We start from the raw sequence: 19,430 nt of genomic DNA, 5'->3' as shown, positions 1-19,430 counted from the left end.
CCCCACCGCCCAGACCTCACCCAGGAGCCCGGCCGTGATCCCGCCCCCCGTGCCCGCCGCGTGCCCCCGATTGTCAGTGCTGGGCCGTAGGGTGGTCTGGCTATGACGAAGCCCTCCCTCCCCGAACTCCTGCACGCCGCCGTCACCGCCGTCGGCGGCACGGAGCGCCCCGGCCAGGTGACCATGGCCGAAGCGGTCGCCGAGGCGATCGACGACGGATCGCATCTGCTGGTCCAGGCCGGCACCGGCACCGGTAAGTCGCTGGGCTATCTCGTGCCCGCGCTCGCGCAGGGGGAAAGGGTGGTCGTCGCGACGGCCACGCTGGCACTGCAGCGCCAGCTCGTCGAGCGGGATCTGCCGCGTACGGTCGACGCCCTGCATCCGCTGCTGCGCCGCCGCCCGGAGTTCGCGATGCTCAAGGGCCGGTCGAACTACCTGTGCCTGCACCGCCTGCACGAGGGGATGCCGCAGGACGAGGAGGACGGTCTCTTCGATCAGTTCGAGGCCGCCGCGCCCACCAGCAAACTGGGCCAGGACCTGCTGAGGCTGCGGGACTGGTCGGACGAGACGGAGAACGGCGACCGGGACGACCTCACCCCCGGTGTCTCGGACCGCGCCTGGGCCCAGGTGTCGGTGTCGTCCCGGGAGTGCCTGGGCGCGTCGAAGTGCGCGTACGGAGCCGAGTGCTTCGCGGAGATGGCCCGGGAGCGCGCCAAGCTCGCCGAAGTGGTGGTCACCAACCACGCCCTGCTGGCCATCGACGCCATCGAAGGCGCCCCCGTCCTGCCGCAGCACGAGGTGCTGATCGTGGACGAGGCGCACGAACTCGTCTCCCGCGTCACCGGCGTCGCCACCGGCGAACTCACACCCGGCCAGGTGAACCGCGCCGTGCGGCGTGCCGCCAAGCTCGCCAACGAGAAGGCGGCCGACCAGCTCCAGACCGCCGCCGAGGGTTTCGAGCGGCTCATGGAACTCGCCCTGCCGGGCCGCCTGGAGGAGATCCCGGAAGATCTCGGCTACGCGCTGATGGCGCTCCGGGACGCGGCCCGCACGGTGATCTCCGCGATCGGCACGACGCGCGACAAGTCGGTGCAGGACGAGGACGCGGTGCGCAAGCAGGCGCTGGCCTCGGTGGAGTCGGTGCACGACGTGGCGGAGCGGGTGCTGAACGGCTCCGAGTGGGACGTCGTCTGGTACGAACGGCACGACCGCTTCGGCGCGTCCCTGCGAGTCGCCCCGATGTCGGTCTCCGGCCTGCTCAGGGAGAAGCTCTTCGCCGACCGGTCCGTCGTTCTCACCTCGGCCACGCTCAAGCTGGGCGGTGACTTCAACGGCGTGGGCGCCTCCCTGGGCCTCGGCCCGGAAGGCGCGGAGGGCGAGGACCTGCCGAAGTGGAAGGGTGTCGACGTGGGCTCGCCCTTCGACTATCCCAAGCAGGGCATCCTCTACGTCGCCAAGCACCTCGCGCGCCCCGCGCGCGACGGTGACCGTGCCGACATGCTGGACGAGCTGACCGAGCTGATCCAGGCGGCCGGCGGCCGCACCCTCGGCCTCTTCTCGTCCATGCGGGCCGCCCAGCTCGCCGCGGAGGAGCTGCGCTCGCGCATTCCCGAGTTCCCGATCCTGCTCCAGGGTGAGGAGACGCTCGGGGAGCTGATCAAGAACTTCGCCGCCGACCCCAAGACGTGTCTGTTCGGGACGCTGTCGCTGTGGCAGGGCGTCGACGTCCCGGGCCCCAGTTGTCAGCTGGTCGTCATGGACAAGATTCCGTTCCCGCGTCCCGACGATCCGTTGATGAGCGCTCGCCAGAAGGCGGTGGAGGACGCCGGTGGCAACGGTTTCATGGCGGTGGCCGCAACCCACGCGGCCCTGCTGATGGCACAGGGCGCCGGACGGCTCGTCCGCGCCTCCGGCGACCGGGGCGTCGTGGCCGTACTGGACCAGCGGCTGGCCACCGCGCGCTACGGCGGCTACCTCAAGGCGTCGCTTCCGGACTTCTGGTACACCACGGACCGCAACCAGGTCCGCAGGTCGCTCGCGGCGATCGACGCGGCGGCACAGAAGGCGGAGACGGGCTGACCGGGGGTGGCCCGGCCGGAACCGGTCGGGCCACCCCCGGGGAAGCGGCCTCGGCGACCGTTCCGGGCATGCGCAGGGCCCCGGAACCGGCGCAGAGGTTCCGGGGCCCGGTCAGGGAGCGAGCATCGACTCGCCCGCCGCAGCGGTCACACGCGCCGCAGCACAGCGACGACCTTGCCGAGGATGGTCGCGTCGTCGCCCGGGATCGGCTCGTAAGCCGCGTTGTGGGGGAGGAGCCACACGTGGCCGTCCTCGCGCTTGAAGCGCTTGACGGTCGCTTCGCCGTCGAGCATCGCGGCCACGATGTCGCCGTTCTCGGCGACCGGCTGGCGGCGCACGGTGACCCAGTCGCCGTCGCAGATCGCCGCCTCGATCATGGAGTCGCCGACGACCTTCAGGACGAACAGTTCGCCGTCACCGACGAGCTGGCGGGGGAGAGGGAAGACGTCCTCGACGGACTCCTCCGCGAGGATCGGGCCACCGGCGGCGATACGGCCGACCAGCGGGACGTAGGACGCGGCGGGCTTGCCGGCGGTGTCCGTCGGCTGCACGGTGACGGCCTGGTCCGAGCCGCGCACCTCGTACGCGCGCGGGCGGTGGGGGTCCCGGCGCAGGAAGCCCTTGCGCTCCAGTGCCATCAGCTGATGGGCGACGGAGGACGTGCTGGACAGCCCGACGGCCTGGCCGATCTCCCGCATCGACGGCGGGTAGCCGCGCCGCTGCACCGAGTCCCTGATGACCTCGATCACCCGACGCTGCCGGTCCGTGAGCCCCGAGCTGTCGGCCCGGATGCCTGGAGGTCGGCCCGGTAGGGAGCGCTTGTGTCCCTCGGGATTCGTGGCTTCGTTCATCGCGTGCACCGGCTCGACTCGGCCCTGGGAGCGGTCCTGGGCGGTGATGGTGGCACTGTCTGCGGTGGTGGTCACGGCGGCCCCTCTCGATGGTCTCCCTGCTGCACAACGGTAGTTGCTTTCGAAAGGTTGCGCCAAACACACGTTCGAGTGAAAAAGTGCGTTCCGCGTGACGCGATCATGTGTCTGGGTGTATAGCCCGCGCGACACTCAGCGGACAAAAGCGGCCATTGTTGTACTCTTCACCGCCAGGATCGCTCGCCTCGTGAGCCGCGTCCCCAGTCTGCCATCCGGAATCCCGCCGTCCGGGGCCCGGGGCCCTTTCCGCGTGGCAGCGCCACGCGCGCCCCGTGTGGCGCCCACCGTATCCCCGCGAGCGACGCGGGGGCACGGTTCGGGCCGGCGTGTCCGTACCGCTCGCCCGGGTCCCGGCCGTCGGCGCGACGCGACACGCTTGTCCGCCTCCATGTATGGGCCAATCCCCACATGTAGTGGTTGGATGGCTACAGCGGCCCACAAGTTGTGGTCCCCCCGGTCGGAGCTCGCTCTCCCATCGCCTATGCTTAGGGCTGCTTCGCGAGGCCCGTGGTCCGGCGAGGCCGACGAGTCTGCTGTGAGGAGGGTTGGAGAACATGCACTGCCCCTTCTGCAGGCACCCCGACAGTCGCGTGGTCGACAGCCGTACGACCGACGACGGCACGTCCATCCGCAGACGCCGCCAGTGCCCTGACTGCTCCCGTCGTTTCACGACCGTGGAGACGTGCTCGCTCATGGTGGTGAAGCGGTCCGGAGTCACCGAGCCGTTCAGTCGCACCAAGGTCATCAACGGTGTGCGCAAGGCATGCCAGGGGCGGCCTGTCACCGAGGACGCACTCGCCCAGCTCGGCCAGCGGGTCGAAGAGGCGGTGCGCGCCACCGGAAGCGCCGAGCTGACCACCCATGACGTGGGCCTGGCCATACTCGGTCCGCTGCAGGAGCTCGACCTCGTCGCCTATCTGCGGTTCGCCTCCGTCTACCGGGCGTTCGACTCGCTCGAGGACTTCGAGGCCGCCATCGCGGAGCTGAGGGAGGCCACGCGGGGCCCCGTCCCGGACGCGGAAGGCGCGGAGTCCGGGAGCCAGAAGAACGACCGCGGGTCCGGCGGGACCACCCAGGTCCCCGAACCCGCGCACGCCGCCGACTGACCGGCGAGCCGGACGGCCGGGGGGCGACCCGGGATTCCGTCCGGAAGGCGGCGAACCCACAACTTGTCGGGGCGCGACTCGGAGCGCCCGCGACGCACTGCAAAGACACGTGCTCAAGGGAACAAATGGGCACATTGGGGCGTTTGTGCCCGTATAGGGAGGCGGCATGACAGAGACGGCGAGCGGTCCGGCACGAGGCGCCCGCGCCAAGGGCGGCAAGGCGGGAACCAAGGGACTGCACATCGAGCGCATTCACACCACCCCCGGCGTGCACCCGTACGACGAGGTGAACTGGGAGCGCCGTGACGTCGTCATGACCAACTGGCGCGACGGCTCGGTCAACTTCGAGCAGCGTGGCGTCGAGTTCCCCGACTTCTGGTCGGTGAACGCGGTCAACATCGTCACCAGCAAGTACTTCCGGGGCGCCGTGGGTACCCCGCAGCGCGAGGTCAGCCTCAGGCAGCTGATCGACCGCATCGTGAAGACGTACCGGAAGGCCGGTGAGGACCACAAGTACTTCGCCTCGCCCGCGGACGCCGAGATCTTCGAGCACGAGCTGGCCTACGCCCTCCTGCACCAGATCTTCAGCTTCAACAGCCCCGTCTGGTTCAACGTCGGCACCACCCAGCCCCAGCAGGTGTCCGCCTGCTTCATCCTGTCCGTCGACGACTCCATGGAGTCGATCCTCGACTGGTACAAGGAAGAGGGCATGATCTTCAAGGGCGGCTCCGGTGCCGGCCTGAACCTCTCCCGCATCCGTTCCTCCAAGGAACTGCTCTCCTCCGGCGGCACCGCTTCCGGCCCGGTCTCCTTCATGCGCGGCGCCGACGCCTCCGCCGGCACCATCAAGTCCGGCGGTGCCACCCGCCGCGCCGCCAAGATGGTCGTGCTCGACGTCGACCACCCCGACATCGAGGACTTCATCCAGACCAAGGTCAAGGAAGAGGAGAAGATCCGCGCCCTGCGTGACGCGGGCTTCGACATGGACCTGGGCGGCGACGACATCACGTCCGTCCAGTACCAGAACGCCAACAACTCCGTCCGCGTGAACGACGAGTTCATGCAGGCCGTCGAGCAGGGCGGCAACTTCGGCCTGCGTGCCCGCATGACCGGCGAGGTCATCGAGGAGATCGACGCCAAGGCGCTCTTCCGCAAGATGGCCGAGGCCGCCTGGGCCTGCGCCGACCCGGGCATCCAGTACGACGACACCATCAACAACTGGCACACCTGCCCCGAGTCCGGCCGGATCACCGCGTCGAACCCGTGCAGCGAGTACATGCACCTGGACAACACGTCCTGCAACCTGGCCTCGCTGAACCTGATGAAGTTCCTGAAGGACGACGGCAAGGGCAACCAGTCCTTCGAGGCCGACCGCTTCCAGAAGGTCGTCGAGCTGGTCATCACCGCGATGGACATCTCGATCTGCTTCGCCGACTTCCCGACCCAGAGGATCGGCGAGAACACGCGCGCGTTCCGCCAGCTCGGTATCGGCTACGCCAACCTCGGTGCCCTGCTGATGGCCACCGGTCACGCGTACGACTCCGACGGCGGCCGTTCCCTGGCCGGCGCCATCACCTCCCTGATGACGGGCACGGCCTACCGCCGGTCCGCCGAACTGGCGGCCGTCGTCGGCACCTACGACGGCTACGCCCGCAACGCCGACGCCCACAAGCGCGTCATGAAGCAGCACTCCGACGCCAACGGCACGGCCGTCCGCATGGACGACCTGGACTCCCCGGTCTGGGCCGCGGCCACGGAGGCATGGCAGGACGTCCTGCGCCTCGGTGAGAAGAACGGTTTCCGTAACTCCCAGGCGTCCGTGCTCGCGCCGACCGGCACCATCGGCCTCGCGATGTCCTGCGACACCACCGGTGTCGAGCCCGACCTCGCGCTGGTGAAGTTCAAGAAGCTGGTCGGCGGCGGCTCGATGCAGATCGTGAACGGCACCGTCCCGCAGGCTCTGCGCCGCCTGGGCTACCAGGAGGAGCAGATCGAGGCGATCGTCGCCCACATCGCCGAGCACGGCAACGTGATCGACGCACCCGGCCTGAAGCCCGAGCACTACGAGGTGTTCGACTGCGCCATGGGCGAGCGCGCCATCTCCCCGATGGGCCACGTCCGCATGATGGCCGCGATCCAGCCGTGGATCTCCGGTGCCATCTCCAAGACGGTCAACATGCCGGAGACGGCGACCGTCGAGGAGGTCGAGGAGATCTACTACGAGGCGTGGAAGCTGGGCGTCAAGGCGCTCGCGATCTACCGGGACAACTGCAAGGTCGGCCAGCCCCTCTCCGCGAAGACCAAGGAGAAGGAGAAGGCCGAGGTCACCGAGAAGACCGAGGCGGCCATCCGGGAGACGGTCGAGAAGGTCATCGAGTACCGCCCGGTCCGCAAGCGCCTGCCCAAGGGCCGCCCCGGCATCACCACCTCCTTCACCGTCGGCGGCGCCGAGGGGTACATGACCGCCAACTCCTACCCGGACGACGGTCTCGGCGAGGTCTTCCTGAAGATGTCCAAGCAGGGCTCGACCCTCGCGGGCATGATGGACGCCTTCTCCATCGCCGTCTCCGTCGGTCTGCAGTACGGCGTTCCGCTGGAGACGTACGTCTCGAAGTTCACCAACATGCGCTTCGAGCCGGCCGGTATGACGGACGACCCGGACGTGCGGATGGCGCAGTCGATCGTCGACTACATCTTCCGCCGCCTGGCGCTGGACTTCCTGCCCTTCGAGACCCGCTCCGCGCTCGGCATCTACTCCGCCGAGGAGCGCCAGCGCCACCTGGAGACCGGCTCGTACGAGTCGGCGGAGGACGAGGTCGACGTCGAGGGGCTGGCCCAGTCGGCCCCGCGCGCCCAGGAGCTGAAGGCCGTGGCCACCCCGAAGGCCGACACCGGCGCGGCCAAGGCCGCTCCGCAGCAGGCGCACACCAGTGCGGAGCTGGTGGAGATGCAGTTGGGCATCCAGGCCGACGCCCCGCTGTGCTTCTCGTGCGGTACGAAGATGCAGCGGGCCGGTTCCTGCTACATCTGCGAGGGCTGCGGCTCGACCAGCGGCTGCAGCTGACCGTGAGCCCGAGCCGGGCGTGAGATAGCTGTTCGGGCGGGGTGCCGGAGCTGGTGCCCCGCCGCAGCGTAAGGGGCGCCGACCCATGGTCGGCGCCCCTTACGCGTGCGGTACGGCCGCGGAGTGGTCAGGGCCGGTGGGAGCGGCCCATGACCCGGGTGAAGGTCGCCGGGTCCTCGTCGAAGCCGTGCACGCCGGGACGGAACGTCCACTCGCCGGACCCGTCCCGGACGAACTCGGCGATCGTGGCGGCCGAGGCCCCGGGGACCGCACCGAAGTCGTCCTCCGCGAGCACGGTGTAGCCCTCACGGATGCGCATGGCGGGGTTGAGCACGTCGGCGAACGTCCTGTGGTCGGAGCGCTGCTGGATGACGACGCCCACCACCACGCGCGCGTAGCGCTCGTGGAGGCGCTCCAGTTCGAGCGTCATGACCTCGTCCCAGCCGAACCCCTTGCCGTCCGTGCTGTCGCGGTTGAGGATGATCGTGCCGTCCGGGGAACGGCTGTCGAAGTGCACCAGATAGGCCGGAGCGCCGTACGCGTCCCCCGCCGTGAAGGTCGCGGCGACGATGTCGAGATCGGTCGGCGGCCGGCCCCCCGGACTGGGGTCCCACTGCAGCGCGACCTCGACCTTGCGGATTCCCTTGCTGAAGCCGGTCACCAGGCTGTCCCTTCCCCCTGTGGCTCGCTCGACCCCAACTCCCCTTCAGCCGGGGTTTCTTGCCCATCGTGCCACGTATGCGGGGCCGCACGCGCGTCCCGACTCCGCCGGAGCGTGACCGACGCCACGCCCGGTGGCCTTACGATGGCGCGGTGCTGGTCAAGTGGATTCGCTGCGCCGTGGTGGACCGCCGTGGCTTCGAGCGGGGGCAGCGGAAATGGGCGGGGCTTCCGGGGGAGCCGGGTTTTCGGGGGCAGGGCGGGGGCTGGAGCCGGCAACGACCGGGGGTGGCGCACATCTTCGCCTTCTGGGAGAGCCGCGCCTTCTACGACTCCTTCATGGCCCGCTCCCACGACCGCCTGGCCGCCGCCCAGGTCGGCACTTTCAAGGACTCCCAGGTCAAGCTGTTCGAGTACCGCTTCGACGTGAAGACGGGGTTCGAGCCGCGCTTCACCGACGCCGATCTGATCCGCGTGGCCCTGTGCCGGATCCACGAGGAGCGCGTCGAGCACTTCACGCTCATGCAGGAGAAGGTCTGGAACCCCGCGATGGCCGGCTCGCCCGGCATGATCCGGGGCATGTTCGGCGAGGCTCCCGAGCAGGAGTTCCTGATCCTGTCGATGTGGCGATCCGCGGCCGAGCACGGCAAGTACCGCACCGAACGTGTGGAACGCCTCGCTCTGCGTGCCCAGACCGAAGCGGACGTCGCGGCGCTCTCCGGTGACATCGTGGACCTCGAACCGGCCTGGACCGTCTGAGCTGTTCGGTTGGAAAAGCAAATCCACTGCCCTGCGCTGCCGCACCCACGATGCGAAAAGCGCCTCCGGACGCCGGAACGGTGTGACATACGCTGTATGGATACCGTCCGGGTGCTCGCCCCGGCCCCGTTCGATCTAGGGTTTCGGCATGGCACGACCACGGCGCATCGTCCTTGTCCGGCACGGCGAGTCCACGGGCAACGTCGACGACTCCGTGTACGAGCGCGAGCCCGACCACGCCCTCGCGCTGACCGAGCGCGGCTGGCAGCAGGCCGAGGAGACGGGCAAGCGGCTCCGGGAGGTCTTCGGCCCGGAACAGGTGAGCGTGTACGTCTCCCCTTACCGCCGTACCCTCGAGACGCTCCGCGCCTTCCACCTCGACCCCGACCTCATACGCGTCCGGGAGGAGCCCCGGCTGCGCGAGCAGGACTGGGGCAACTGGCAGGACCGCGACGACGTACGCCTCCAGAAGACCTACCGCGACGCCTACGGCCACTTCTTCTTCAGGTTCCCGCAGGGCGAGTCCGGCGCCGACGTGTACGACCGGGTCGGCGGCTTCCTGGAGAGCCTCTTCCGCAGCTTCGAGGCCCCGGACCACCCCCCGAACGTTCTCCTGGTCACCCACGGGCTGGCGATGCGGCTCTTCTGCATGCGCTGGTTCCACTGGACGGTCGCCGAATTCGAGTGCTTGTCCAATCCCGGGAACGCCGAGATGCGGATGCTCGTTCTCGGAGAGGACGGCAAGTACACGCTCGACCGGCCTTTCGGGCGCTGGCGGGAACCGGATCCCTACTGGATGAGCGGATAGAGTGGCAGAGCGATGACCGCTGACTCCTCTTCCCCCGGGCGCCTGGAGCGCGCCTTGGCGAGCCTGCGCGGACTGGCCGTGGGGGACGCGCTGGGCTCCCAGTTCTTCGTCCCCGTGAACTATCCGCTGCTGAAGCGCCGCGAGCTGCCCGAAGGCCCGTGGCAGTGGACGGACGACACGGAGATGGCCTGCTCCGTGGTCGCCGTCCTCGCCACCCACCACCGCGTCGACCAGGACGCGCTCGCCCGTTCCTTCGCCGAGCACCACGACTTCGACCGGGGCTACGGCCCCGCGGTCAACCGGCTGCTGCGTCTGGTCCGGGAGGGTGAGGACTGGCGCCGGCTGTCCGCCGCGCTCTTCAACGGCCAGGGGTCCTGGGGCAACGGCGCGGCGATGCGGATCGCCCCCCTGGGCGCCTGGTACGCCGACGATCCCGAGCAGGCGACCCATCAGGCGGAGATCTCCGCCTACCCCACGCACCAGCACCGGGAGGCCGTGGTCGGCGCCATGGCGGTGGCCGCGGCGGCGGCACTGGCCGGCTCGCCGGACGGGCCGCCCGCGCCCGAGGCCCTCCTCGACGGTGTCATCGCGCTCGTGCCGAAGAGCGCCGTCGGCCAGGGCCTACGCCGCGCACGGGACATGCTCGACTACGGCGACGCGGCCACTGTCGCGGCCGTCCTCGGCTGCGGACGCCGTACCTCCGCCCATGACACGGTTCCCTTCGCCCTGTGGTCCGCCGCGCGTGCCCTCGGCGACTACGAGTCGGCGTTCTGGACCACGGCCCAGGTCGGCGGGGACGTCGACACGACCTGCGCGATCGTGGGCGGTGTCCTCGCCGCGGGCAAGGCGGGGGCACCCCCCGCCGAGTGGGCACGGCGCACCGAGGACCTGCCGGACTGGATCCTCACCGGGGCCTGACGGCACCGGTGAGGGCCTGCCGGACCGGATCCCCACCCGGGCCTGACGGCACCGGTACCCGCGGGGCACTCGCCCCGAGGTCTCCGGAAGCGGGCGCCCGTGCCTCGGCAGGAACCCGAAGGTGTGCGGGCCGAACGGTGTGAGGGGTGCGGACGGAAACTCTCCGTGCGCGCCGGGAACTCTGCGTGCTCGTCCGGCGTTGTTCCGGTGTCCGCCCCTCGCCGGGTCCGCCGTCTGCGGGGCGGTGGAGGAGTGGTGGCGAGGGACCCGGTTCAGCCCAGGTGCGGGGCTCCGGCGCCCGGGAGGGGCCCGAGGTCGCCCTTGCGGACCCGCAGCACCAGCCATGCGGTGAGGAAGGCCAGCGCGGCCAGCGCGGCGGCCGGTACGAAGGCGGTGGAGATGCCGTGTGCGAGTACGTCGTGCCCCCAAGGCGCGGGCAGCTGGTGTGTCTTGGCGAACTGCGCCTTCTGCTCGGGCGAGGCGTCGGCGAGGAACTTCGGCAGCTGCTTCTTCGCCTCGTCGGTGCCGGCCGTCCCGAAGACGGTCGTCAGGATGGACAGCCCGAGCGAACCGCCGACCTGCTGCATCGCGTTGAGCAGTCCGGACGCCGCGCCCGCCTCGTGCTGGGCGACCCCGGAAACGGCGGTGACGGTGGCCGTCACGAAGTTCAGGCCCATACCGAAGCCGAAGACGACCATGGGGCCGAGTATGCCGCTCACGTAGGTGCTGTCGGTCCGGATGAAGGTCATCCAGGTCAGTCCGGCCACCACGAGTGCCGAACCCGTCATCATGAACGCCTTGGGGCCGAGCCGCGGCAGGAGGCGCTGGGACAGACCCGCGCCGACCGCGATCGCGACGGTCACGGGAAGGAAGGCGACCCCGGCCTTGATGGCGCTGTAGCCCAGCACGTTCTGCACGAACAGCACGATGTAGAAGAACATCCCGAACATCGCCGCGGCCAGGCTCAGCATGATCACGTACGTGCCCCAGCGGTTCCGGTCGGCGAACATCCGCAGCGGGGTGATCGGCTCCTTGGCCCGCATCTCGGTGAGCACGAACGCGATCAGCAGCACCACGGCCGCGCCGAAGGAGCCGAGGGTGAGACCGTCCCGCCAGCCGTCCTCCGCGGCGCGGATGAACCCGTACACCAGCGAGGCCATGCCGACCGTCGAGGTCAGCGCGCCGGTGATGTCGAAGCGCCCCGGATGCCGCTGGGACTCGTCGATGTACAGCGGCGCGAGCGAGACGATCAGCACCCCGATGGGTATGTTGACGAACAGCACCCATCGCCAGTCCAGCCAGTCCGTGAGCATGCCACCCGCGAGCAGGCCGATGGCGCCACCGCCCGCGGACACGGCGGCGAACACGCCGAAGGCCCGGTTGCGTTCGGGGCCTTCGGGGAAGGTCGTGGTGATCAGCGCCAGCGCTGTGGGGGACGCGATCGCGCCGCCCACGCCCTGCAATGCCCGTGCGGCCAGCAACTGCCAGGGTTCCTGGGCCAGGCCGCCCAGCAGCGAGGCGAAGGTGAACAGCAGGATGCCGGTCATGAACATCCGGCGGCGCCCGAGGATGTCACCGGCCCGCGCGCCGAGCAGCAGCAGGCCGCCGAAGGTGAGGGTGTAGGCGCTGACCACCCACGTCAGATCGGTCGTGCTGAACCTGAGCGCTTCTTGAATGTGCGGGAGCGCGATGTTCACAATCGACGCGTCCAGTACCACCATGAGCTGACTGGCCGCGATGACGGTGAGCGCGATGCCGGGATGCCCCTCCCGGCGGGCCGTCCCCGGTTTCCGGTCGTCCTCGAGCTGCTGAGAGGTCGTCACCATGGGTCCCCCGTAAAAGCGTTAGTGAACGATAGCGTTCACTGCCTCGTCCACGGTAGTGAGTCCCCAACAGTGAACGCAAGCGTTCCCTCAATTGCGTGCCGCGCCTCGCGTCCCCCTGCTGCTGCAGCGCGGCGCCGATCACCCCGCAACTCCCGCTCCCCTGCAAGTTGGAGAACAGATGGTCACCTCGCGCTGGACGGCCGCGCCTGCCGCCCCGGCTTCCCCTCGTCGGCGCGGTGCGGTGCTGGAGCGTGCGATCCTCGACGCCGCTCTGGAACAGCTCAGCACGGTCGGCTGGAAAGGGCTGACCATGGAGGGCATCGCGGCCGGTGCGCACACCGGCAAGGCGGCGCTCTACCGCCGCTGGCCCTCCAAGGAGGACCTGGTCGCGGACGCTCTGGTGTCCGGGCTGCCCCGGGTCGAAAAGGCCCCGGACCTCGGCGGCGTCCGCGAGGACCTGCTCGCCCTGTGCCGGCAGGTGCGGCAGATCATGTATTCACGGCCCGGCGTCGCACTGCGATCGGTTATTCACGAATGCGATCACATCCAGGCGGAGCGCTTCGAAGGGGTCATCGCCGGCAACGTGGTGGAGCCCACGGTCGAGCTGCTTCGTGAGGTCATCACCCGTGGAATGGAGCGCGGAGAGGTTCGTCCGGACGCGGCCAACGGTTACGTCTTCGATGTCGTCCCAGCCATGATGATGTACCGCTCGAAGATGTGCGCGAGCGAATGGCATGAGCAAGATCTCGAAGAGCTGGTCGACCTGCTGATGCTCCCGCTGCTGCGGCCCTACGGTGTCTGACGCCGCGTGCCGGCGCTCTCACCGCCGAGGGGGAGGCCGGGGTGTCGCGCGGCGATCCCGGCGGCGTACGCTAAGGGCGCCATGCCGTACGAACCACCTACTCACACCGTCGAGCGCTCGCTGCGCGCCACGACCGGAGCCAAGGTCATCGCCGGTGTCGACGAGGTGGGGCGCGGTGCCTGGGCCGGCCCCGTCACGGTCTGCGCCGCGATCACCGGCCTGCGCCGCCCGCCCGAGGGCCTGACCGACTCCAAGCTGCTGACGGTCAGGCGCCGTACGGAACTCGCCGAGACGCTGCGGTCATGGGTGACGGCCTACGCGCTGGGGCATGCTTCCCCCGAGGAGATCGACGAACTGGGGATGACGGCCGCACTGCGGCTCGCCGCGGTCCGCGCCCTGGAGGTCCTGCCCGTCCGCCCGGACGCCGTGATCCTCGACGGGAAGCACGACTACCTCGGCACTCCGTGGCAGGTGCGTACGGTGATCAAGGGCGATCGCTCGTGCGTGGCTGTCGCGGCGGCATCGGTGATCGCCAAGGTTCAGCGCGACAAAATGATGGCCGAACTGGGCATCGACCATGCAGACTTCGGATTTGCGGACAACGCCGGGTATCCGTCGCCCGTGCACAAGGCCGCACTGGAGGAGCGGGGGCCCACCCCGCACCACCGGATGTCGTGGGCGTATCTTGATGCGTTGCCTCAGTGGCGGCACCTCAAGAAGGTCCGCACCTGGGTGGACGGAAGCGTTCCGGCAATCGAAGGTCAGCTCGGCTTCGACTTCTGACGGTTCTGCTCGCACTGATGTGCCACCCGGTCACCCGCGCCGCACCAACGTTTGATAAATATCAGCTCATGCCTCTCATTCCCGAGGAGCCTCAGATTCACGAGAGTGCCCAGGGTCCCCGCGTCGCTCCGGCCAGCAGCCGTACCGCGCCGACCCCTCGCCCCGTACCCGGCCCCCGCCCCGCGGCTCCGTCCCGCCCCGGTCGTCCCGGCCCCCTGCGGCCCACACCGCCGGTGCAGCGCACGCCGCGTGACGTGAGTCCGGCCATGCCAGGCCCCTCCGGCCCGGCCGCTGCCGCCGCCACGGCGAGCCCGCAGATCCAGCTGATCCCGGCCTCGGCCGAGGGTGCGCTCGACGCCGCCGAAGAGGCGGTGGACCTGCTCCTGGACGCGGGCCGCGCCCCCGGCGACGTGCTCGTGATCACCACAGGTGCCCAGCACCCGTGGGCCGAGCACGAGCTGTCCTTCGGTGAAGCGTCCTACTGGGCGCAGCACGACGCCGGTGACGACGTCTTCTACACGGATGCCGCCATCGCCTCGCGTGCCGGCTCCCGCCCAGTGGTCGTCGTGGCCGTCAACGGAGGTCCTGCCTCCGCCGCTGCCACCGCCCTCTCGGTGGCTCACGCCCGTGCCGGGGCACTGCTGATCGTCTGCGGTGACCCGCAGCAGATCAACACGGTGCTGGGCGCCGGCGTCTGAGCCGCGTTCGGCACCTCGGGACACCGAGGTGCCGAAGGAGCCGCTCCGGCGGAATCCGCACGGTGCGGCTTTCGGCATGCCCGGGCAACGGACCACGGCCGGGCCGTCGCATGTTCACCGGACCCGGTCCTGAACCCACGCCGGGCTTCCTTGCCGGCGCTCGGGGTGTGGTGCTCGCGGTGCGGTGCTCATGGTTCGGAAGGCTCTCGTGGTGCGGTGCTCATGGTTCGGCATGGCGCTCTTGGTGCGGTGCTTGCGGTGCGATGTGGTGCCCGCAGTGCGGTGCTCATGGTTCGGGGCGGTGCTCGTGGTGTTTGTGGTTCAGGGTGGTGCTTGCCGGTGGCCGGGCGGACGAGCCGGTCGCGCGAGCCGCACCTCGCGGTCGGCGCCGCGGACCGGCGTGCCGTCGGCGCCTCGGGCTCAGCGAGCCGCTGCCCGCCGCAGCACCTCGGACACCGGGCCACCGGTGCGCGGCATGAGCGGCGGGGCCTCGGATGTCGCGAAGGGCTCCGGCGCGGAGTGCGCGTTGGGCCTGCGTCCGCCGCGTCCCTCGCCGAGCACCTGCCAGCCCTCGTGCGTCAGGGTGATGTACGCCCCGCAGCGCAGCCCGTGCAGCGTGCAGGCATCGCGCAGCCCCCACATCCAGGCGCCGTCCTCCTCGGTCCAACGCCCCTCGCCGTCACGGCAGTAGAGCAGGACGGCCGTGCGCACGGGGGTGCGGCGGCGCAGGTCGTGCGGTATCACCCGGCGCAACTGGGCCAGCAGCGCGTTGCGGAACATCCAGCCGTCGGCCGGCGCCGCACGGCGGGTGAACGAGGCGCTGGCCCGCAGCCGCTCGTCGGGGTCGAGAACCGCCACGATCGCCGTGAGCGGTCTCGGATGGTGGCGGGCATGCAGCCCGCTGACGACCTCACGGGGGTTGCGCAGCAGCGGGATTCCGGCGGCGGCCCATTCCGCCGGCTCGAGCAGGCGACTGGCGGAAGCGGCGGACGCTGACGTCGACAACGAGGCCGCCGAGGACGATGCGAATCCGAAGGTCACGTTCCTCCCTTCGGCTACGCGCCCGTACTGCGGGCGAGGTCGGATTCGGGGGAGCGCGCACCGCAGCGGAACCCGACCGGATCACGGCCGGGTCGTGCGGGTAGCGGACCTCAATTCTTCCTGTCGAACTTGGATGCGGCAACGAGCAATTGGGCCCACCGACGGTTATCTGGTGGTGCGTGGCTTATATCCCTACCCAGCGGTCGGGCCGATGACTCCCGGGCGGTCCGCCCCCGTCCGACGGACCGTCGCGAACCGCCGGCCGGCCACCACCGGCGGGCGCGGACCTGCGGCCCGCCTCGCCTCAGCCCTGGACGGCGAGAACCAGAGGCAGTACGCCGCGTGCACCGGCCCTGCGCAGCAGACGTGCCGTGATCGCCAGGGTCCAGCCGGTCTCCGTGAAATCGTCGACCAGCAGGACCGGACCGTCGGCGGCGCCGAGGGCCGACGCCAGGGCGGGCGGCACCGTCAACGCGCCGTCGAGGGCCTTCAGCCGCTGTGCGCTGTTGCTGCGCGGAGACCGGGGCGCGTCACCGGCGTACTCGACCGACCCGAGCAGGGGGAGTCTGCCGATCTCGGCGATCCGGGCACCCAGGGAGTGGATCAACTGCGGCCGGCTGTGCGAGGCCACGGTGACCACGCCCACCGGCCGGGCGGGGGCATCGGGCGCACCTGAGGCCCAGCCCCCGGGGCCCCGGGCCCAGTCGGCCAGGACGTCGACCACCGCACGCGCCACATCGTCCGGCACCACGGCGTCCGGTGTCCGGGGCGCGAGCAGCGGACGCAGCCGGTTGCCCCAGCCGATGTCCGACAGACGCCCCAGAGCCCGGCCGGACGAAGCCTGCTCACCGGGCGGAATGCGCCCCTTGAGATCGATACCGATGGCCGGCAGCCCGGTCGGCCACATGCGGCGCGGCTCCACCTCCACCCCGGCACGGCCCAGATCGCTGCGCGCGGCGTCCAGGGCCGCGGAGGACAAGCCGGAGGTGAAACGCGGTCCGGCGCAGTTGTCGCAGCGGCCACAGGGCTTGGCGCCCTCGTCGTCCAGCTGGCGCTGCAGGAACTCCATCCGGCACTCGGTGCCGGCTGCGTACTCGCGCATCGCCTGCTGCTCGGCCGCGCGCTGCCGGGCCACCCACGCGTAGCGCTCGGCGTCGTACGACCACGGCTGCCCGGTGGCGATCCAGCCGCCCTTGACCCGGCGCACCGCCCCGTCCACGTCGAGGACCTTGAGCATGCTCTCCAGGCGTGAGCGGCGCAGCTCGACCAGCGGTTCCAGGGCGGGCAGCGACAGGGGGCCGTCCGCCCGGGCGAGGACGTCGAGGGTGCGCCGCACCAGCTCCTCGGAGGGGAAGGCCAGCGACGCGAAGTACTCCCAGATCGCCTCGTCCTCCTTGCCGGGCAGCAGGAGCACCTCGGCGTGCGCGACGCCGCGCCCGGCCCTGCCGACCTGCTGGTAGTAGGCGATGGGGGAGGAGGGCGAGCCGAGATGGACCACGAAGCCGAGGTCCGGCTTGTCGAAGCCCATGCCGAGCGCGGAGGTGGCGATCAGGGCCTTGACGCGGTTGGCGAGGAGGTCGTCCTCCGCCTGCTGGCGTTCGGCGTTCTCCGTCTTGCCCGTGTACGAGGCGACCGCGTGCCCGCGCTGGCGCAGGAAGGCGGTGACCTCCTCGGCGGCGGCGACAGTGAGCGTGTAGACGATGCCGGAACCGGGCAGGTCGTCGAGATGGTCGGCGAGCCAGGCCATCCGGTGCGCCGCGTCCGGCAGCCGCAGGACGCCGAGGCTCAGGCTCTCCCGGTCCAGGGGCCCCCGCAGCACCAGGGCGTCGGAGGTGCCGCCCGTGCCGAGCTGTTCGGCGACGTCAGCGGTCACCCGTGCGTTGGCCGTGGCGGTGGTGGCCAGTACGGGGACGCCGGGCGGGAGGTCGCCGAGCATGGTGCGCAGCCGGCGGTAGTCGGGGCGGAAGTCGTGGCCCCAGTCGGAGATGCAGTGGGCCTCGTCCACGACCAGCAGGCCCGTGGCCGCGGACAGCTTGGGAAGCACCTGGTCGCGGAAGTCGGGATTGTTCAGCCGCTCCGGCGAGACGAGCAGGACGTCGACGTCACCCGCCTCGATCTCGGCCTGGACGGCCTCCCATTCCTCGGTGTTGGCGGAGTTGATGGTCCGGGCGTGGATACCGGCCCGGCCGGCGGCCTCCACCTGGTTGCGCATGAGCGCGAGCAGCGGCGAGACGATCACGGTGGGCCCGCTTCCGCCGGCCCGCAGCAGCGAGGTCGCGACGAAGTACACCGCGGACTTGCCCCAGCCCGTGCGCTGCACCACCAGGGCCCGGCGCCGGTCGGCGACCAGCGCCTCGATCGCCCGCCACTGGTCCTCGCGCAGGCGGGCGGCGCCCGAGGCGTCCCCGACCAGCCGGGCGAGGACGGCGTCGGCCTGGGCCCGAAGATCCGTGTTGCTCGTGTGCTCCATGCGTTCCATACAACAGGACGGGACCGACAAGCGGGCGGCCCCGGGCCCGGTCTGTGGACGACGAGGGCGTCCTTGTCGTGTCCCTGATTCGACTTATCCACAGGCCCAAGCGGAACCTGAAGATCCGCGAGATCGTCGGCGCATGACGAACCACAGCGAGACGACCGGACCCTCCGAGCACAACGACATGCCTGGCCAGGAGCCGCTGCACGGACTGACCGAGCACACCGCGCAGGTCACTCTGCGAACCCCCGCCGAACTCGCCGACGCCCTGCCCTACCTGCTCGGCTACCGCCCGGAGGACAGCATGGTGCTCGTCGCCCTGCACGACCACGGAGGTCGCGGCCGGTTCGGTGGACGGGCCCGGCTGGGCATCCCCACGAGCGAGGAGGACTGGGAGGCGGCGGCCCGCCAGCTGGCCCGCGGGCTGGTCACCGGCAGCGAGCGGCGCGGCACCCGGCCCGAGCGGATGGTGGCCTACGTCTGCCAGGAGCCGCGCCCCGGGGAGTCCGGCCGGGACGTGAAACGGCGGCTGGAGAGGCTCGCTCACCTGATGCGTACCGAGTGCGGCAGCCTCGACGTACCCGTCATCGAGGCACTGTGCGTCTCGGACGGCCGTTTCTGGTCCTACTGCTGCCCGGCGAGGGACTGCTGCCCCGAGGACGGCTCACCCATGGGCCTGCCCGGCACCTCCGTGCTCGCCGCGGCGGCCACCTACGCCGGCATCCAGGTGCGCGGCACGCTGAGGGAGCTGCACGCCAGGCTGCAGCCATGGGAGAGCACCGCCGCGCTGGAGCAGGAGGTCGCCCTGGACGCGGCAGGCATGAGCCTGATCCCCCGCATCCTGGACGAGACGAGCCGCGAAGAGGTGGCGCAGGAGACACTCGGTCTCGCCGAGCTGATCATCGGCCGCTTCGCCGCGGCGGCGCCGGTCTCCGGCATGCATCCGGCGGACGTGCGCGACGACGGACTCCTGGGAGCCGACGAGGCCGCGACCCTGATTCTCGGCCTCCAGGACCGCACGACCCGCGACAAGGCCGCCGCCTGGATGGAAGGGGACGAGGCGGCCCCGGCGCTCCGGCTCTGGCGCGCACTGGCCCGCCGCTGCGTGGGGCCCTACGGTGAGCACGCCGCCGCACCGCTGACCCTCGCGGGCTGGGTCGCCTGGTCCACGGGCGACGAACTGGAGGCGCGTGAGGCACTGGCCATGGCCCTGGGCGCCGATCCGGACTATCTCTTCGCCCGTCTGTTGCACCAGGCGTGCAACGAGGGACTCGATCCCGAAGCGGTACGCCGCTGCCTGCGCGCGGACACCGCGCGGCCCACGCCCGCGCAGACCAGCGAGCACCCCGACCGAGCGGCACGGTCCGCTCTCACGGAACCCCCGCGGACGCCCGCTTCGACGCCCGACTCGCCGGCGGACGAGCACAGTGCGGGCTCCCCGGCGGGCGTGCGGCGTCGCCGCCGTGCGCGCCGGGCGGACGGCG

At 70.8% G+C, this 19,430-nt stretch carries 15 protein-coding genes; 10 read left to right on the top strand and 5 right to left on the bottom strand.

Going from position 1 to position 19,430, the window contains the following annotated elements:
• Positions 1 to 102: 102 nt before the first annotated feature.
• Positions 103 to 2,079 (top strand): ATP-dependent DNA helicase, encoded by a 1,977-nt coding sequence (locus GT045_RS09455; protein WP_161292348.1) that lies wholly within the window; start codon positions 103 to 105, stop codon positions 2,077 to 2,079.
• A gap of 146 nt (positions 2,080 to 2,225) precedes the next feature.
• Here the strand turns inward: GT045_RS09455 and lexA are convergent, their stop codons facing one another.
• On the bottom strand, positions 2,226 to 3,005 hold the full coding sequence (gene lexA, locus GT045_RS09450) for a transcriptional repressor LexA (protein WP_030750750.1): 780 nt from the start codon (positions 3,003 to 3,005) through the stop codon (positions 2,226 to 2,228).
• Between the two features lie 557 nt (positions 3,006 to 3,562).
• Here lexA and nrdR point away from each other — a divergent pair.
• Together nrdR and GT045_RS09440 are read left to right on the top strand one after the other, a co-directional pair.
• Entirely contained in the window at positions 3,563 to 4,114 is a 552-nt protein-coding gene (gene nrdR / locus GT045_RS09445; RefSeq protein ID WP_161292346.1) for a transcriptional regulator NrdR, read from the top strand.
• 166 nt (positions 4,115 to 4,280) lie between these two features.
• Positions 4,281 to 7,178, top strand: coding sequence for a vitamin B12-dependent ribonucleotide reductase (locus GT045_RS09440; protein WP_161292344.1), 2,898 nt, complete (start codon positions 4,281 to 4,283; stop codon positions 7,176 to 7,178).
• 127 nt (positions 7,179 to 7,305) lie between these two features.
• Here the strand turns inward: GT045_RS09440 and GT045_RS09435 are convergent, their stop codons facing one another.
• Positions 7,306 to 7,839, bottom strand: coding sequence for a TerD family protein (locus tag GT045_RS09435; RefSeq protein WP_161292342.1), 534 nt, complete (start codon positions 7,837 to 7,839; stop codon positions 7,306 to 7,308).
• Between the two features lie 152 nt (positions 7,840 to 7,991).
• On the opposite strand from GT045_RS09435, the gene GT045_RS09430 reads away from it, so the two are divergent.
• The 3 genes from GT045_RS09430 (at position 7,992) to GT045_RS09420 (ending at position 10,323) form a co-directional block, all read left to right on the top strand.
• Entirely contained in the window at positions 7,992 to 8,597 is a 606-nt protein-coding gene (locus tag GT045_RS09430) for a YdbC family protein (protein ID WP_161333886.1), read from the top strand.
• Positions 8,598 to 8,745: 148 nt separating this feature from the next.
• Positions 8,746 to 9,405 carry a histidine phosphatase family protein gene (locus GT045_RS09425; RefSeq protein WP_161292338.1) on the top strand — a complete coding sequence of 220 codons (660 nt, stop codon included), beginning with the start codon at positions 8,746 to 8,748 and terminating at the stop codon, positions 9,403 to 9,405.
• 12 nt (positions 9,406 to 9,417) lie between these two features.
• Positions 9,418 to 10,323, top strand: a complete 906-nt coding sequence (locus GT045_RS09420) for an ADP-ribosylglycohydrolase family protein (RefSeq protein WP_161333885.1) — start codon at positions 9,418 to 9,420, stop codon at positions 10,321 to 10,323.
• A gap of 272 nt (positions 10,324 to 10,595) precedes the next feature.
• On the opposite strand, the gene GT045_RS09415 is transcribed toward GT045_RS09420, so the two are convergent.
• A complete protein-coding gene (locus GT045_RS09415) occupies positions 10,596 to 12,149 on the bottom strand; it encodes an MFS transporter (RefSeq protein WP_161333884.1) in 1,554 nt (517 codons plus the stop codon).
• A 178-nt stretch (positions 12,150 to 12,327) separates the two neighbouring features.
• Between GT045_RS09415 and GT045_RS09410 the strand changes: the two genes are divergently transcribed.
• The 3 genes from GT045_RS09410 (at position 12,328) to GT045_RS09400 (ending at position 14,432) form a co-directional block, all read left to right on the top strand.
• Positions 12,328 to 12,951 (top strand): TetR/AcrR family transcriptional regulator, encoded by a 624-nt coding sequence (locus GT045_RS09410; RefSeq protein WP_161291279.1) that lies wholly within the window; start codon positions 12,328 to 12,330, stop codon positions 12,949 to 12,951.
• Between the two features lie 81 nt (positions 12,952 to 13,032).
• A complete protein-coding gene (locus tag GT045_RS09405; RefSeq protein WP_161291282.1) occupies positions 13,033 to 13,734 on the top strand; it encodes a ribonuclease HII in 702 nt (233 codons plus the stop codon).
• Between the two features lie 68 nt (positions 13,735 to 13,802).
• Positions 13,803 to 14,432: a hypothetical protein gene (locus GT045_RS09400; protein ID WP_202515620.1), complete on the top strand. Its 630-nt coding sequence runs from the start codon at positions 13,803 to 13,805 to the stop codon at positions 14,430 to 14,432.
• Positions 14,433 to 14,852: 420 nt separating this feature from the next.
• Here the strand turns inward: GT045_RS09400 and GT045_RS09395 are convergent, their stop codons facing one another.
• Together GT045_RS09395 and GT045_RS09390 are read right to left on the bottom strand one after the other, a co-directional pair.
• Entirely contained in the window at positions 14,853 to 15,473 is a 621-nt protein-coding gene (locus GT045_RS09395; RefSeq protein WP_161291286.1) for a hypothetical protein, read from the bottom strand.
• A 304-nt stretch (positions 15,474 to 15,777) separates the two neighbouring features.
• Complete coding sequence (locus GT045_RS09390) at positions 15,778 to 17,943, bottom strand: RecQ family ATP-dependent DNA helicase (protein ID WP_161333883.1); 2,166 nt, start codon at positions 17,941 to 17,943, stop codon at positions 15,778 to 15,780.
• A 142-nt stretch (positions 17,944 to 18,085) separates the two neighbouring features.
• Here GT045_RS09390 and GT045_RS09385 point away from each other — a divergent pair.
• Positions 18,086 to 19,430: DUF4192 domain-containing protein (locus GT045_RS09385; RefSeq protein WP_161333882.1), on the top strand; the 1,345-nt coding region annotated here is incomplete at its 3' end.

Origin of the sequence: Streptomyces sp. SID486 (assembly GCF_009865385.1) — a bacterium.
GTDB lineage: Bacteria > Actinomycetota > Actinomycetes > Streptomycetales > Streptomycetaceae > Streptomyces.
Note: the sequence above shows the minus strand (reverse complement) of the source record. Positions and strands in the feature narration are given on the sequence as shown.